Genomic DNA, 15,082 nt, shown 5'->3' with positions numbered 1-15,082 from the left:
GCTCGGCAGCGGGGACGGCGTGCCGACCGTCGGACGTGGGACGTGAGCCGGCTCCGCCGGGCGGGAAGGGCCGCCGCGCGCGGTGAAGAACACCAGCGCGGCCACGGCGGCCAGCGCCAGCGCGCCCAGTACGGCCCGGCGCAGCAGCACCCGGCGGGGCCGGGCCGCGGCCGTCGGCGGGCGCAGGGGGCGCAGGTCGGCGGGACGGAGGACATGGGGGAAGCGGTCGCGGTGCGAGCCGGTGAGGGCACGGGGGACGGGGGCGCGTGGTCGTTGGCGCCGGTGCGGACCGCGGCGTGGCTGCCGTCCTGGGCCCCCTGAGCGGTCAGGGTGCCGGCGACGGCCAGGGCCGCGCCTGCGACGAGACCCCCAGGACGGTACGCAGCCTGCGGGCACGGATGCGTGGTGTCCGGACACGGGTTCCTCCGGTCGTTCGGGATTGCAGGCGACGACCGGGAAATCTCCCCCGGCCGGTGATCAGGTGGTGGCGGGGCCGCCCGTACCCCTCACCTGCCCGCGCCAGGGGCCCGGCCCCGTCCCTCCGGATGCCCGGTCTTGCTGTGTCCATGGCCGTCACCGTGTCAGAGTGGTCACGGGTGCAGAGCGAGTGGCCGGCCGACGGGGGTCTCCATGCATACGGCGTTCCTGCTCGGCACGGGGCTGTTCTGGACGGCGGCCTATGTGCTGTTGGTCCGGACGGGGCTGCGGGAGCGCACGTTCGGGATGCCCGTCGTCGCCTTCGCCACCAACATCAGCTGGGAGTTCATGTTCGCGTTCGTGCGGCCCCCGTCCGGGCTCATGCACGTCGTCAACGTCGTATGGTTCTGCTTCGACCTAGCCGTCGGCTACACGCTCGTACGCTTCGGCCGGGCCGAATTCCCGTACGTCCCCGGCCGGTTGTTCCTGCCCGCGCTCACCGTACTGCTCGGCTTCGCCTACCCGGGCATGGACTACGCCTCGGAGCAGTTCGAAGGGGGAGGCGGCGCCATCACCGCGTTCGGGAGCAACCTGGCGATGTCCGGCATGTTCCTCGCCATGCTCGCCGCCCGCCGGGGCACGCGCGGCCAGTCCCCGGGCATCGCGGTGACCAAGCTCCTCGGGACGGCCTGTGCCTCCCTCTCGATGCTCACCGACCCGGACCCCGTGCCGCGTCATGACAGCGCCCTCATGCACTACCTCTACGTCGGCTGCTTCCTGCTCGATCTCGCCTACGCCGCCGCCTTGTCCGCCGTACGCCGAAGCGAGCGGACAGTTCCCGTCACCGCCCCGGTATGAGGCGCTGACCGCCGGAAGGTACCCGTCTGCGTGCCCGGTCGCCGCAGTGCACGGCGACGCATCTGGCACCGGGCCGGAATACGGCCGACATCGTTGTCCGACCCCGAATGGCGCCGCACCGGCGCCGGGCCGACGATGGTGGCGTGGGGTACGGCCGCCGCCGCAGCGCCGGTGCCGTCCGAGGCCGCCGGGGGACGGTGGCCGACCTCGGCCGCGGTCAGCGGCCTGAAGGGAGGACACCGTCATGCTGGAAGTGAAGACGGTCGAGAAGCCGGACGAACGGCGTGACTTCCCCCGCGGTCACCTCGAAGCGCTCCATCTGACCGGGCTGGACTTCGCAGTGGGCACCTTCGAACCGGGGTGGCGCTGGTCGGAGTCCGTGGCGCCGATCGCGGGCACCGAGAGCTGCATGGTCCACCACAACGGCTACGTGGTGCAGGGGCGGATGCACCTGCGCATGGACGACGGCGGCGAGGCCGAGGTCGGCCCCGGCGACGTGTTCGTGTGCCCGCCCGGCCACGACGCCTGGGTGGTGGGCGACGAACCGGTCGTGGTCTTCGACTTCGCCGGGACCATGGCGAAGGAGTACGCGAAGGGCTGACCGAGCGGGCACGGCGGTCAGCCCGCTCGCAGAACCGGGTCGCACACGGTGCGGCCCGGTCGCCGTACCGGTGTCCGGGGCCGCGTTCCTCCGCCGCTGAAAGAGGGCTCGCCGCCGGCCGTTGAGTCGTTTCGGGAGGAAGGGCCGGCCCGGGGCGCGGGCCGCGACGAGTCACCCGTGTCCTCACCCCTCGAAGCCCCGGCTCCCGCCCCCTTCGAAGGTCCCGGCTCCCTAGCCCCGGAAGGCCCCAGCCCCGCCCCCCTCGAAGGTTCCGGCTCCCTAGCCCCGGAAGGCCCCAGCCCCGCCCCCCTCGAAGGTCCCGGCTCCCTAGCCCCGGAAGGCCCCAGCCCCGCACTCTTCGAAGCTCCCGGCTCCCTAGCCCCCGAAGGCCCCAGCCTCGCCCCCCTCGAAGGCCCCCGCCCCCTCCTCCGCGAAGGTGACGGTGTCCGGGTGGCCGAACAGGCCGGGTAGGCCGCCGGTGTGGATGAACACCGTCTTCTCGCCCGGGCGGATGTCACCGTCGCGGACGGCCGCGTGGAGGCCGGCGAGGGCCCGGGACGTGTAGACGGGGTCCAGGACCAGGCCTTCGGTGCGGGCGGCGAGCCGGAGCGCCTCGCTCGCCGGGCCGGTCAGCGTCGCGTACCCGGCGCCCACCTGGTCCCGGCGCACCCGCAGCCCCTCGGCCGCGACCTCCTCCGTGGTGAGCGGCGCCGCGAACTCCGCCACGGCCGCCGCCGGGTCGGGCAGGGCGCCCACGTCGACGCCGAGCACCGCACCGCGGCCCAGGGCCGCGACCAGCCCGGCCATGGTGCCGCCCGAGCCGAGCGCGACCACCACCGTCCGCAGCTCGGGCAGTTGCTCGTCCAGTTCCTCGCCGCAGCGCACAGAGCCACGGGCGCCCAGCACACCCGACCCGCCGAACGGGATCAGCGCGGGCCGGGCACCGCCGGCCCGCAGCCGCGCGCACACCTCGGCCGCCGCCGTGTCCAGCCCCGCCCGGTCCACGTCCCCCGCCCAGGCGAGTCGCGCCCCGAACAGCCCGTCCAGCGCGAGGTTCCCGGAGCGCGAGGCGCCCGGCGCGCCACGCAGTACGAGGACGGCGGAAAGGCCCAGCCGGGCAGCCGCCGCGGCGGTCAGCCGGGCGTGGTTGCTCTGCGGAGCCCCCGTGGTCACGAGCGTGTCCGCACCCTCGGCGAGGGCCGCACCCACCGTCCACTCCAGCTTGCGGATCTTGTTCCCGCCGCCGCCCAGTCCGGTCAGGTCGTCCCTCTTGATCCAGAGGTCCTCGGGGCCGAGCCCGAGCGCGACGGCCAGCCGGGGCGCCGGTTCGAGGGGGGTGGGGAAAGTCCCGAGCGGTACGGGGGAGTGGCTCATGGCGTACGCCCTTCGGTGCTGATCGCGGTCGTTCCGGACCAGTCGATCACACCGGCAGCAGCCGGGTGATCAGTGCGCCGAGCTGACGGGCGGTACGGCACTCGTGCATCTCGACCAGGTCGGCGTAGGCGGGCGCGGCCGAGTCGCCGGTGCCCCACTGGGCGCGGGGCTCGGGGTTGAGCCAGTACACGCGGCGGGCTCGCCGGGCGACGTCGCGTACGGCGGCCAGGTTCGGGTCGCTCATGTTCGTCCGGGCGTCCCCGAGGACGAACACGGTCGTACGCGGGCCCACCGCGCCGCCGTACCGCTCGGCGAACTCGCCCAGCGCCACGCCGTAGTCGCTGCTGCCGTGCCAGCCGGTCAGCGTGGCCTCGGCGCGTATCCGGGCACTCAAGCCGTCGGGGTCGGCGCGGCCGTGGCCGAGCAGCCCGGTCACCTCGTCGAGCCGGTTGACGAAGGCGAACACCCGGACCTTGCTGAACTGGTCGTGCAGCGCCTGCACCAGCAGCATCGTGAAGTCCGAGAAGCCGGACACCGAGCCCGACACATCGCACAGCAGCACCAGTTCGGGGCGGACCGGGCGGCACCGGCGCAGCACCGGCCGCATCGGCACCCCGCCCGTGGACAGCGAGGAACGCAGCGTGCGGCGCAGGTCGACGGTCCCGCGCGCGGCACGGCGGCGGCGCGCGGCCAGCCGGGTGGCGAGCTTGCGCGCGAGCGGCTGAACGGCCCTGCGCAGCTCGGCCAGTTGGTTCCGGTTGGCGTACAGGAAGTCCACCCGGTCGGCGGTCGGTACGACACCGCGCCGGGCGATCTCGTCCCGCCCGCGCCGCTCGGCGACCCGGCGTCGCGCCTCCGCCCCGACCATCCGCCGGAAGGCCTCGATCCGGCGCCGGATCTCGTCGTCCAGCAACCGGTCCGCGAAGCCTGCCCCGCTCCCCTCGCGGCCCCGGACATCGGCCCGCACCCGGGCCAACAGGGTCTGCGGGCGCAGCCGGTCCAGGGTCTGGTACGCCGACCAGCCGTCCGAGCCGGGCGAACTGCCGTAGCCGCCGAAGCCGTCGACGGCCTCCGTCGCCAACCGGGCCATCAGGGCACGGTCGTCGGCCGCCAGGGCCCGCGCCAGGCGGTCGCGCAGCGCCTTACGGTCCCCGGATTCCCCGTCCGGGCCGCCGACCCCGCGCGGGAAGTACAGATCGAAGACCGGGTCGAACACCGCCCGCTGCCCAGGGCCGTGCAACAGCGTCGCGGCCAGCCCCTCCCGCAGCCGCTCCCGGTCCGCCATCCCCAGCGCCTCCACCGCCCGGGACGCGTCCACCGTCTCGCCCGTGCCGATCCGCACCCCGTGCGCGCGCAGCGCGCCGACCAGCCCGGTGATCCGCTCGGCGACCGCGGTCACAGCGCGTCCAGGTCGAGCTTCGCCGCCGCCTTCTGGATGTCGTCCTGGTGCTTGAGGATCACCCCGAGGCTGTCCCGTACGACCGTCTCGTCCAGGGTGCCGGCGCCCAGGGCCAGCAGGGTGCGCGCCCAGTCGATGGTCTCGGCGACGGACGGCGCCTTGCGCAGGTCCATCACGCGCAGCGCCCCGACCACCCGGACCACCGACTCGGCCAGCGCCGCGCCGAGGCCCGGCACCTTCAGTCGTACGATCCGCCGCTCCAGCTCCTCCTCGGGGAAGCCGATGTGCAGGAACAGGCAGCGGCGGCGCAGCGCCTCCGACAGTTCCCGCCCGGCGTTGGAGGTGAGGACGACGAACGGGCGGCGGGTCGCGGCGACCGTGCCCAGCTCCGGGACGGTGATCTGGAAGTCGCTGAGTACCTCCAGCAGCAGGCCCTCCATCTCGACGTCGGCCTTGTCGGTCTCGTCGATCAGCAGCACCGTCGGCTCGTCGCCACGGATGGCGGTGAGCAGCGGGCGGGGGAGCAGGAACTCCTCGCTGAAGATGTCGGTGCGGGTCTCGTCCCAGCTCTCGTCGCGGCCGGCACTGATCCGCAGCAGCTGCTTGGCGTGGTTCCACTCGTACAGCGCCCTGGACTCGTCCACGCCCTCGTAGCACTGCAGCCGCACCAGCCGCGCCCCGGCGACCTGGGCGACGGCCTTGGCCAGCTCGGTCTTGCCGACCCCGGCGGGGCCCTCCACGAGCAGGGGCTTGCCCAGCCGGTCGGCGAGGAACACGGTCGTGGCGACGGCGGGCGAGGCGAGATAGCCGGTCTCGGCGAGGCGTGCGGAGACGTCGTCGACGGACGTGAACAACGGGGCCTCCGGCGGGTCGGGAGCGGGATCCGGTCACCGCTATCTAAGCGCTTGTTCAGAGCCTCTGTCATGCGGTTTCGAGAGCCGGCCACACGGACATGGGGAGACCGAGCGCTATACACCGATCGGTTTCCTTTCGTCCGTCGCCCGGTTACCCTCGCCGCATGGCCTCCACAGACAAGCTGTCCCCGCGTGACCGTCTGCTAGACGCGGCCGCCCGGCTCTCCTACCGCGACGGCGTCTCCGTCGGCGTCGAGGCGCTGTGCCGCGAGGCGGGCGTCTCCAAGCGGTCGATGTACCAGCTCTTCGACAGCAAGGACGCGATGCTGGCCGCGAGCCTGGAGCGGCGCATCCCCCGGTACGAGGCCCGGTTCGCACATCCCGACCCGGAGGCCGCGACCCCGCGCGAGCGCATCCTGTACGTCTTCGAGCGTCTGGAACAGGCCTCCGTGGACGCCGGCTACCACGGCTGCCCCTATCTGGCCGTCCTGGTGGAGCTGAAGAACCCGGAGCATCCGGCGAGTGTGGTCGCCCGCGCGGTCAAGGAGCGGCTGACCGGGGCCTTCCGCGCCGAGGCGGAGCGCGGCGGCGCCCGCGATCCCGAACTGCTCGCCCGCCAGCTCCTGCTGGTCTTCGACGGCGCCAGCGCCCGGGCCGGTGCGGAAGTGGAACGCCTCGACGACGGACTGGCGACGGCGACGGTGACGGCGCTGCTGGACGCGGCGGGGATGGCCTAACGCCCCAAAGAGGAGGGCCCCGAAGGGAGAGCGCCCTGAAGGGAGAGCGACCCGAAGGGACGTGGGGCTGTGCCTGACAGGCGGCTACCGCCGCGCGAACGCGTCCAGCCACGACGGCGCCGCACTCGACCGACGGCACACCGCGGCCCGTCCGTCGGAGCGCACCCGTACGGGCCAGCACAACGCGCCGATCCGCTCGTCCACCCGGTCCAATGAAACGGTGACCGCGCCTCCGGACGACTGCCTCGCGCGCAACGAGTGGATCTGCGGCGCCTATCTGAGCACCCGCCGTCAGATCCTCCTCGACGCGGTCGTCCAGCACCTCCGGCTGACCACCCTGTCGGTCCTCGTCGCCCTGGTCATCGCCCTGCCGCTCGCGATGCTGGCCCGCCGCTGGGGCTGGGCGGCCGGTCCGGTCCTCGCCGTGACGACGATCCTCTACACCATCCCGTCGCTCGCGATGTTCTCCCTGCTCCTGCCCCTGTACGGGCTCTCGGCCACCCTCGTCGTCGCCGGGCTCGTGCTGTACTCGCTGACCCTGCTCGTCCGGAACATCCTCGCGGGCCTGCGCGCGGTCCCCGAGGAGACCCGGCAAGCCGCGCGCGGCCTCGGCTACGGTCCGATCCGCCTGCTGCTCACCGTGGAACTGCCCCTCGCCCTGCCCGCCGCGATGGCGGGCCTGCGCATCGCCACCGTCTCGGCGGTCTCGCTGGTCACGGTCGGCGCGATCGTCGGGTACGGCGGCCTCGGCAACCTCATCTACGCCGGCATGAACACCTACTTCAAGGCCCAGGTCCTCACCGCGTCCGTGCTGTGCGTGCTGATCGCCGTCGCCGCCGACCTGCTCCTGCTGGGCGTGCAATGGCTGATCACGCCCTGGACCAGGGCGGGCCGCGCACGGGTGCCTCCCCGGCGAGACAGGGCGCGCCTGAGGGGTGTCCGGACGAAGGCGGGCCGCGCATGAGCGCTGCGCGGGCGGGCGCTGGGAAGGTGGGCGTGGGTGCTGCTGGGGTGGGCGCAGGGGTGGCGGGCGTGGGGGCTGCATGGACGGGGGCGAGGCGTGCATGAGTACGCTCACCGCGACCTGGGACTGGCTCGCCGACCCCGCGCACTGGTCGGGCGACGACGGCGTCCGGCACCGGCTGCTCCAGCACCTCGTGCTCACCGTGGTCTGCCTGGTCCTCAGCTGCCTGATCGCGCTGCCCGTCGCCCTGGTCCTCGGCCACCTCGGCAAGGGCGGTGCGCTCGCCGTCAACATCTCCAACGTCGGCCGGGCCGTGCCCACCTTCGCGGTTCTGGTCCTGCTGCTCCTGACGCCGGTCGGCAGGTGGGGCGAGGGGCCCACGGTGGTGGCGCTGGTGCTGTTCGCCGTCCCACCGCTGCTCACCAACGCCTACGTCGGCATGCGCGAGGTCGACCGCGGCATCGCCCAGGCGGCCCGGGGCATGGGAATGACCGGACGGCAGATGCTGCTGCGCGTGGAGCTGCCCCTCGCGCTGCCGATGGTTCTGAACGGGGTACGGATCGCCGCCGTCCAGCTCGTCGCCACCGCCACCATCGCCGCGCTCGCAGGGGGCGGCGGCCTCGGCCGGATCATCACCGCCGGCTTCAACCTCGCCAGCACGCCCCAGGTGGTCGCGGGCGCCCTGCTCGTCGCCGTCTTCGCGCTCGTGGTCGAGGGCGTCTTCGAGCTCGCGGAGAGGCTGGCACCGGCGTGGGCGAGGACCGGCCGGTGACCGGCGGCGGCGTGGGCCCGGACCCGTCGGCGGGCCGAGCCTCCGTCGGCCACGAACGGCCGACGCGCAAAGGCGCCACACGTCCGGAACGGCCCGCCAGGACAGCCCTTGCTGTGGTCACCCTCCTCACCCTCGCCGCCTGCTCCACCGGCCCCTCCCTGGAGAAGCGCGGACAGGTCACCGCGCCACCCGGCGACAGCCACCACCTGACCATCGGCACGGCCGGCTTCACCGAGAGCGACCTGCTCGCCCAGATGTACGCCCAGCTCCTCGACCAGGCCGGGTACCGGACCTCGATCCTGACGGTCGCCAACCGCGAACTGTACGAACCGGCCCTCGAATCCGGTCAGATCGCCGTCGTGCCCGAGTACGCGGCCACCTTCGCCGACTGGCTGAACGCCAAGACCCACGGCGCCGACGCGAAACCGGTCGGCTCACCCGACCTCGCCGCCACCCTGAAGGCCCTGCGTACGCTCGCCACGCCCCGCGGGCTCACCGTCCTCCCACCCGGCCGGGCGGTCGACCAGAACGCCTTCGCGGTCAGCGCCGCCTACGCCCGTGAGCACCACCTCACGACCCTCAGCGACCTCGGCGCCGCGAAGCTGAGGGTACGGCTCGCCGCCGGTGACGAATGCGTGCAACGGCCGTACTGCGAGCCGGGATTGAAGAAGGTGTACGGCATCGGCATCACCGGCGTCGACCCCAAGGGCGTCGGCACCACCCAGGCGAAGCGGGCCGTACAGGACGGCCGGGACCAGATGGTGCTGACCACCACCACGGACGCCACGCTCGACTCCTTCGGCCTGGTCCTGCTCGCTGACGACAGGCGTCTGCAGAACGCCGACTACGTGGTCCCGGTCGTCAATCGCTCCCGCGCCGGCAGCGACCGCGTGGCGAAGGCGCTGGGCAGGCTGAACGACGTCCTCACCACCAAGGACCTGGCGGAGATGAACCGGCGGGTCGACAGCTGGCGCCGGCTGCCCGCCGACGTGGCCCGCACCTATCTGAAGCAGAAAGGCCTGCTGAGCTAGGTTGTGTCAGGCATCGGCCACCGAGTCGAACGGCACCTGCCCCCGCGTTATGCCCCGCGCGTCCGCGTCCACCGAGCGGCGCAGCGCCTCGTGCAGCTTCGCCGGGGTGAGCACGCCGAGGAAGCGTGCGCCGTCCAGCACCGCGACCCACCCGGCGTCGTACTGGAGCATCACCCCGAACGCCTGCTTCAGCGGCGCGCCCACCGGCACCCACGCGGTCATCCGGTGGGCCAGATCCCCGACCCTGCCGCCGGCCGCCAGTTCGTCGATACCGGCCCAGCCGTGCAGATCCCCGTGCCCGTCGAGGACCACCGTCCACCGCGCGCCCTCGGCCCGCAGCCGCTCGACGGCCCGTTCGGCGGGCTCGTCCAGCCGGGCCACCGGCGGCTGTTCCAGGTCGTCCCGCTCGATCGCGGTGACCGACAGCCGCTTCAGTCCCCGGTCGGCGCCCACGAAGGAGGCGACGTACCCGGTCGCGGGCGCCCCGAGCACCGCGCCCGGCGTGTCGAACTGCTCGATCCGGCCCTGCCCGTACACGGCGATGCGGTCGCCGAGCCGGACGGCCTCCTCGATGTCATGCGTGACCAGCAGCACCGTCTTGCGCACGGCGGCCTGCATGCGCAGGAACTCGTCCTGCAGCTGCTCCCGCACGACCGGGTCGACCGCGCCGAACGGCTCGTCCATCAGCAGCACCGGCGGATCCGCGGCGAGCGCCCGCGCCACGCCGACCCGCTGCCGCTGCCCACCGGACAGCTGTTCCGGGTAGCGCGGCCCGTACGTCTTCGGGTCCAGCCCCACCAGCTCCAGCAGTTCGGCGGCCCGCGCCCGCGCCTTCCCGCGTTTCCAGCCGAGCAGCGCGGGCACGGTCGCGGTGTTGTCCAGGACGGTGCGGTGCGGGAAGAGGCCCACCTGCTGGATGACGTACCCGATACGGCGGCGCAGCCGCACCGGGTCGACGCCGGCGATGTCCTCGCCGTCGACGAGGATCCGGCCGGAGGTCGGTTCGATGAGGCGGTTCACCATCATCATGGTCGTCGTCTTGCCGCAGCCCGACGGGCCGACGAGCGTGACCAGCTCACCCTCGGCCACCTCGAAGGAGAGGTCGTCCACGGCCGTCGTGCCGTCCGGATACCGCTTGGTGACGTGCTCGAAGCGGATCATTCCCTCACGCTAACGGCGCCGTCCCCGGCATGCCCTCCGGCGAAGTGAAACGAATGAAAGGAGTCACGCCACGTCTCTGGACACATGCGACCGAGGCGATGAGCGGCTGGACCGGCGTGGGCGCGGTCCTGCCGTGGACGCTGTGGCAGATGTCCGGGGACAGCACCGTCATCGACCGGGGCCGGCGCTCGATGACGGCGTACACGGACCGGCTGCCCGACCCGGTGGCACAGCGCGGGTGTCACCGGGTCAGCTCAGCAGGATCACTTCCAGCGTGCGCGGACCGTGCACGCCCTCCACCCGGTCCAGCTCGATGTCGCTGGTGGCCGAGGGGCCGGAGATCCAGGTCAACGGGCGGGCGGGGTCGAGGCGTTGCAGGGCCCGCGGGACCGAGGGGACGACCTGGCCGGGCACGCGCACGACACAGATGTGGTGGTCCGGAATGAGCGAGATGCGGCGCCGGCCCTGGTCGGGGGAGCCGTCCAGGACGATCGTGCCGGTCTCCGCGATCGCCACGGCGCACCCTGTCACCACGCTGTCCACCTGGTCCAGCCGCTGCGGCGTGTCCACCGCCCGGTCGTGGATCCGCACCGCGTCCGCGGCGGCCATCCACTCCGGCGGCAGCCCGGGCGGCACCAGCACCTCCTGTGCGCCGCGCTCGGCCAGCAGCCGCATGACGAGCAGCGGCAGTTCCTCCGCGTCGGCGCGGTGCACGATCGCCCGGTAGTCCGCCAGGTTCTCGGCCAGCAGCTCCACCGTCTGCTCGGTCGTGCGCTCCCCGTGCTCGCGCAGATAGTCCCGGGGTACCGCTTCCCCGTACGGCCGCTCGTCCGGTGTCACATCGGCGAGCGCCCGCCGGACCCGGCCCAGGATCCTGTCCCTGCTGCTCACCTGGCGCCGTCCTCTCCGCCGCGCGTGCGTTGCCACCAGTCCCGGAACGGCTCCGCCGGCACGGCCGGCAGATCCCGCGTGCCGCTCCACGCCTTCCCCGGGCCGGGCAGGGTACGGGGGTGCAGCCGGCGGGTGCGGGAGGCGAGCCGCTGACCGGCGCGCAGGGCGCCGGGGTGGGTGAACGCCCAGCGTGCCGCGCGCATGGCCGCCCGCTCGGCCGCGTGTCCCTTGGCCGGTTTCAGCAGCACCTTGTTGCCCCGCCGCACCGCCGGCCCGCCCTCCACCACCCTCTCCCGCAGATGCACCAGGACCTCGGGGATGTCGATGGCGACCGGGCACACCTCGTAGCAGGCCCCGCACAGGCTCGACGCGTACGGCAGCGAGGCGTCGATCTCGCTTGCGGTACCGCGGAGTTGGGGGCTGAGGATCGCGCCGATCGGGCCCGGGTAGACCGAGCCGTAGGCGTGGCCGCCCGCCCGCTCGTACACCGGGCACACGTTCAGGCAGGCCGAGCAGCGGATGCAGCGCAGGGCCTGGCGGCCCACCTGGTCGGCGAGGGTGTCGGTGCGGCCGTTGTCGAGCAGCACCAGGTGGAAGGTCCCGGGCCCGTCCTCGTCCGTCGTGCCGGTCCACATGCTCGTGTACGGGTTCATGCGCTCGGCGGTGGAGGAGCGGGGGAGGGTCTGCAGGAAGACCTCCAGGTCCCCCCAGGTGGGCACGATCTTCTCGATGCCGACGACCGAGATCAGTGTCTCGGGGAGGGTCAGGCACATCCGGCCGTTGCCCTCGGACTCGACGACCACCAGGGTGCCGGTCTCGGCGACCATGAAGTTGGCGCCGGAGACACCGACCTTGGCCCGCAGGAACTTCTCCCGCAGATGCAGCCGGGCCGCCTCGGCGAGCTCGGCGGGCGTGTCGGTCAGGCCCTCGGGAGCCGGCCGGCCCCACGCGCCCATCTCGGAGCGGAAGATGTCCCGGATCTCCCCCCGGTTCCGGTGGATGGCCGGCACCAGGATGTGCGAGGGCCGGTCCCTGCCCAGCTGCACGATCAGCTCGGCGAGATCGGTCTCGTAGGCGCGGATGCCCTCTTCGAGAAGGGCCTCGTTGAGCCCGATCTCCTGCGTGGCCATCGACTTGACCTTGACGACCTCCGACTCGCCCGTCTCCTTGACGAGGCGGGCCACGATCCGGTTGGCCTCGTCGGCGTCCGCGGCCCAGTGGACGGTACCGCCCGCCGCGGTGACCGACTCCTCCAACTGGACCAGGTAGCGGTCGAGATGGCGCAGTGTGTGGTCCTTGATCCGGCGGCCCGCCTCGCGCAGCGCCGCCCAGTCGTCCAACTCGGCGACCGCGCGGGCGCGTTTGGCGCGGATGGTGTGTGTGGCATGCCGCAGATTGCCGCGCAGGACGGGGTCGTGGACCGCTGCACGCGCCGCCTCCGGGAAGGCGGGCATGCCGACGAACGTTCCGCTCATACCGCCGGTTCCTCCTCCGTGCTCGCCAGGATCTCCGCGATGTGCACCGGCCGCATGTCCGTGCGCAGCCGGCTCATCGTGCCGCCGATGTGCATCAGGCACGAGTTGTCGGCCGCGCACAGCACCTCGGCGCCGGTCGACTCGGCGCTGCGCACCTTGTCCGCGCCCATCGCCGCCGACACCTCGGCGTTCTTCAGCGCGAACGTGCCACCGAACCCGCAGCACTCCTCGGCACCCGGCAGCTCGACCAGTTCCAGCCCTTTGACGGCCTGGAGGAGCCGGCGCGGCCGGTCGCCCAGCCCCAGGCCGCGCAGCCCGTGGCAGGTCGGGTGGTAGGTGACCGTGTGCGGGTAGTAGGCACCCACATCCGTCACGCCCAGCACATCCACCAGGAACTCCGTCAGCTCGTACGTCTTCGGCACCACCGGCGCCAGTGTCCGCGCGAGCGAGTCCCCGCGCCCCTCGGCCCTGGCCCGCTCGCCCATCCGGGGATACAGCTCCCGCACCATCGCCCCGCAGGACCCGGACGGGGTGACGATCGCCTCGTACTCGCGGAAGACGTCGGAGAAGTGCCGGGCCAGCGGCTCCGCCTCGTGCCGGTAACCGGTGTTGTAGTGCGCCTGCCCGCAGCAGCTCTGGCCCCTCGGGAAGTCGACGTCGACCCCCAGCCTGGTCAGCAGTTTCACCACGGCGCGGCCGGTGTCCGGATAGAGCGTGTCGTTGACACACGTCAGGAACAGGGCGACACGCATCGCGGCTCCTCGGGATCGGTCATCGGACGAGTGCAGGGTAGTGGGCGGTCACCGCCGAGGGGAGACGGCCTCGCCGGGCACACGCCTCACCGCGCGGCGAGCCGCGCCTCGGCTTCCCGCCAGCGGGCGCCGTCGCCACGGGGCGCGTACCGGGTCAGCGGCTGGGCACAGCGGTCGCCGTACCGCTGACCTCCGTACGGCAGCCCGCCGTCACGATGGGCGCTCTCGCCGCCGAACTGCTGCTGGAGGAGACCGAGCAGGGCGAGGACGAGCGGACGCACGAGCACCGCCGGGTGGTCCTCCAGCCGGAGCTGGTGGTACGCCGCTCCAGCCTCGCCGCACGCTGAGCCGCACCCGGCCGGGCGCTGACCGGAAGTTCAGTGACAATCCATGATCCCGGGGGTCGGCACGCGCTTGCTCATGTGCTGAACTGGGACTCGTCCGCCCCATCCGTCCCGGGAGACCCGTTGAGCCTCAGCTACCGCCAGCCCGGCGTCATCCTCACCGACCGCCGCTTCACCGTGCCCCTCGACCACGCCGACCCGGACGGCGAGACGATCGAGCTGTACGCCCGGGAGGCGGTCGCGAGCGACAAGGCCGGGCAGGAGCTGCCGTGGCTGCTGTATCTCCAGGGCGGGCCCGGCTTCGGGGCGAATCGTTTCGTCGGACGTCAGGCCTGGCTCGACCGAGCCCTGAGGGACCACCGCGTCCTCCTGCTCGACCAGCGCGGCACCGGCAGTTCCACACCCGCCACCCGGCAGACGCTCCCGCTGCGCGGCGGCCCCGCCCGGCAGGCCGACTACCTCACGCTCTTCCGCGCCGACTCCATCGTCCGGGACTGCGAGACCATCCGCCCCGAGGTCACCGGCGGCGCCCCGTGGACCGTGCTCGGCCAGAGCTTCGGCGGCTTCTGCACGGTGTCGTACCTCTCCCTCGCCCCCGAAGGCCTCGCCACCGCCGTCATCACCGGCGGCCTGCCCTCCCTGCACGCCCACGCCGACGACGTCTACCGGGCGGCCTACCCGCGCATCGAACGCAAGGTCACCGCGCACTACACCCGCTACCCGCAGGACGTGGAACGGGTCCGCCGGATCGCCGACCACCTCCTCACCCACGACGTGGTCCTCCCGAACGGCTACCGGTTCACCGTCGAGGCCTTCCAGTCCCTCGGCCTGATGCTCGGCACGAGCGACGGCAGCCACCGGCTGCACCACCTCCTGGAGGACGCCTTCGTGCGCGCCCCCGGCGGCCCGGAGCTGTCGGACGCCTTCCAGGAGCAGGCCCAGTCCCTCCTGTCGTACGCCGCACACCCCCTCTACGCGCTCGTCCACGAGTCGATCTACGGCCAGGACACCCGCCCCACCGCCTGGGCCGCCGAGCGGGTCCGTACCGAGTTCCCGCAGTTCGACGCGGCCAAGGCGCTCGCCGGCGACACGCCGGTCCTCTTCACCGGCGAGACGATCCATCCGTGGATGTTCGAGACCGACCCGGCGCTGCGCCCGCTGCGCGAGACGGCCGACCTGCTCGCCGCCCGCACCGACTGGCAGCCGCTGTACGACCCCGCCCGCCTCGCCGCCAACGAGGTCCCGGTCGCCGCCGCGATCTACCACGACGACATGTACGTCGACACCGCACACTCCCTCCAGACCGCCCGTGCCATCCGCGGCCTGCGCACCTGGGTCACCGACGAGTTCGAACACGACGGCCTCCGCGCGGGTGCGCCGAGGGTCCTGGACCGGTTGCTGGCACTGGCGCGCGACGAGGTGTGAAGCGCCCCGAGGGGCGCGGGGAATTGC

The 15,082-nt window shown here is 73.1% G+C and carries 15 protein-coding genes and 2 pseudogenes; 10 read left to right on the top strand and 7 right to left on the bottom strand.

What is annotated here, in order from left to right; translation table 11 throughout:
* Nucleotides 1–42: 42 nt before the first annotated feature.
* The 3 genes from ACZ7GZ_RS06830 to ACZ7GZ_RS06820 all read left to right on the top strand — a co-directional run bounded on the left by ACZ7GZ_RS06830 (nucleotide 43) and on the right by ACZ7GZ_RS06820 (nucleotide 1,876).
* On the top strand, nucleotides 43–321 hold the full coding sequence (locus ACZ7GZ_RS06830) for a hypothetical protein (protein WP_471021563.1): 279 nt from the start codon (nucleotides 43–45) through the stop codon (nucleotides 319–321).
* Nucleotides 322–630: 309 nt separating this feature from the next.
* A complete protein-coding gene (locus ACZ7GZ_RS06825; protein WP_471021562.1) occupies nucleotides 631–1,275 on the top strand; it encodes a transmembrane-type terpene cyclase in 645 nt (214 codons plus the stop codon).
* Between the two features lie 244 nt (nucleotides 1,276–1,519).
* On the top strand, nucleotides 1,520–1,876 hold the full coding sequence (locus ACZ7GZ_RS06820) for a cupin domain-containing protein (protein WP_471021561.1): 357 nt from the start codon (nucleotides 1,520–1,522) through the stop codon (nucleotides 1,874–1,876).
* A 375-nt stretch (nucleotides 1,877–2,251) separates the two neighbouring features.
* Here the strand turns inward: ACZ7GZ_RS06820 and ACZ7GZ_RS06815 are convergent, their stop codons facing one another.
* The 3 genes from ACZ7GZ_RS06815 to ACZ7GZ_RS06805 are packed head-to-tail and all read right to left on the bottom strand — an operon-like array spanning nucleotide 2,252 to nucleotide 5,503.
* Complete coding sequence (locus ACZ7GZ_RS06815; protein WP_471021559.1) at nucleotides 2,252–3,250, bottom strand: pyridoxal-phosphate dependent enzyme; 999 nt, start codon at nucleotides 3,248–3,250, stop codon at nucleotides 2,252–2,254.
* Between the two features lie 46 nt (nucleotides 3,251–3,296).
* Entirely contained in the window at nucleotides 3,297–4,649 is a 1,353-nt protein-coding gene (locus ACZ7GZ_RS06810; RefSeq protein WP_471021558.1) for a vWA domain-containing protein, read from the bottom strand.
* Nucleotides 4,646–5,503, bottom strand: a complete 858-nt coding sequence (locus tag ACZ7GZ_RS06805; RefSeq protein WP_471021556.1) for an AAA family ATPase — start codon at nucleotides 5,501–5,503, stop codon at nucleotides 4,646–4,648. The genes ACZ7GZ_RS06810 and ACZ7GZ_RS06805 overlap by 4 nt, the downstream gene beginning before the upstream one ends.
* Before the next feature lie 164 nt (nucleotides 5,504–5,667).
* Between ACZ7GZ_RS06805 and ACZ7GZ_RS06800 the strand changes: the two genes are divergently transcribed.
* The 4 genes from ACZ7GZ_RS06800 (at nucleotide 5,668) to ACZ7GZ_RS06785 (ending at nucleotide 9,007) form a co-directional block, all read left to right on the top strand.
* Nucleotides 5,668–6,240 carry a TetR/AcrR family transcriptional regulator gene (locus ACZ7GZ_RS06800; protein WP_471021555.1) on the top strand — a complete coding sequence of 191 codons (573 nt, stop codon included), beginning with the start codon at nucleotides 5,668–5,670 and terminating at the stop codon, nucleotides 6,238–6,240.
* Nucleotides 6,241–6,460: 220 nt separating this feature from the next.
* Nucleotides 6,461–7,204 carry an ABC transporter permease gene (locus ACZ7GZ_RS06795; RefSeq protein WP_471021747.1) on the top strand — a complete coding sequence of 248 codons (744 nt, stop codon included), beginning with the start codon at nucleotides 6,461–6,463 and terminating at the stop codon, nucleotides 7,202–7,204.
* A gap of 100 nt (nucleotides 7,205–7,304) precedes the next feature.
* A complete protein-coding gene (locus ACZ7GZ_RS06790) occupies nucleotides 7,305–7,976 on the top strand; it encodes an ABC transporter permease (protein ID WP_471021554.1) in 672 nt (223 codons plus the stop codon).
* Between the two features lie 113 nt (nucleotides 7,977–8,089).
* Complete coding sequence (locus tag ACZ7GZ_RS06785) at nucleotides 8,090–9,007, top strand: ABC transporter substrate-binding protein (protein WP_471021746.1); 918 nt, start codon at nucleotides 8,090–8,092, stop codon at nucleotides 9,005–9,007.
* A gap of 6 nt (nucleotides 9,008–9,013) precedes the next feature.
* Here ACZ7GZ_RS06785 and ACZ7GZ_RS06780 read toward each other — a convergent pair whose 3' ends face one another.
* Nucleotides 9,014–10,168 carry a betaine/proline/choline family ABC transporter ATP-binding protein gene (locus tag ACZ7GZ_RS06780; protein ID WP_471021552.1) on the bottom strand — a complete coding sequence of 385 codons (1,155 nt, stop codon included), beginning with the start codon at nucleotides 10,166–10,168 and terminating at the stop codon, nucleotides 9,014–9,016.
* Between the two features lie 29 nt (nucleotides 10,169–10,197).
* Between ACZ7GZ_RS06780 and ACZ7GZ_RS06775 the strand changes: the two are divergent.
* Nucleotides 10,198–10,371, top strand: a pseudogene (locus tag ACZ7GZ_RS06775) (alpha-L-rhamnosidase-related protein); the annotation flags it as partial.
* A gap of 46 nt (nucleotides 10,372–10,417) precedes the next feature.
* Here ACZ7GZ_RS06775 and ACZ7GZ_RS06770 read toward each other — a convergent pair.
* The 3 genes from ACZ7GZ_RS06770 to ACZ7GZ_RS06760 are packed head-to-tail and all read right to left on the bottom strand — an operon-like array spanning nucleotide 10,418 to nucleotide 13,286.
* On the bottom strand, nucleotides 10,418–11,059 hold the full coding sequence (locus ACZ7GZ_RS06770) for a LutC/YkgG family protein (protein ID WP_471021551.1): 642 nt from the start codon (nucleotides 11,057–11,059) through the stop codon (nucleotides 10,418–10,420).
* Nucleotides 11,056–12,534: a LutB/LldF family L-lactate oxidation iron-sulfur protein gene (locus ACZ7GZ_RS06765; protein WP_471021550.1), complete on the bottom strand. Its 1,479-nt coding sequence runs from the start codon at nucleotides 12,532–12,534 to the stop codon at nucleotides 11,056–11,058. The genes ACZ7GZ_RS06770 and ACZ7GZ_RS06765 overlap by 4 nt, the downstream gene beginning before the upstream one ends.
* The gene (locus ACZ7GZ_RS06760) at nucleotides 12,531–13,286 is read right to left on the bottom strand and encodes a (Fe-S)-binding protein (RefSeq protein ID WP_471021547.1); all 756 of its coding nucleotides are present in this window, start codon (nucleotides 13,284–13,286) and stop codon (nucleotides 12,531–12,533) included. Before ACZ7GZ_RS06760 ends, ACZ7GZ_RS06765 begins: the two co-directional genes overlap by 4 nt.
* Before the next feature lie 170 nt (nucleotides 13,287–13,456).
* Here ACZ7GZ_RS06760 and ACZ7GZ_RS06755 point away from each other — a divergent pair.
* A pseudogene (locus ACZ7GZ_RS06755) lies at nucleotides 13,457–13,633 on the top strand (substrate-binding domain-containing protein); the annotation flags it as partial.
* 120 nt (nucleotides 13,634–13,753) lie between these two features.
* A complete protein-coding gene (locus ACZ7GZ_RS06750; RefSeq protein WP_471021545.1) occupies nucleotides 13,754–15,055 on the top strand; it encodes an alpha/beta fold hydrolase in 1,302 nt (433 codons plus the stop codon).
* Nucleotides 15,056–15,082 lie beyond the last annotated feature (27 nt).

This window comes from Streptomyces sp. NPDC037288, from assembly GCF_055603265.1.
This window is presented reverse-complemented; position numbering and strand designations above follow the sequence as displayed.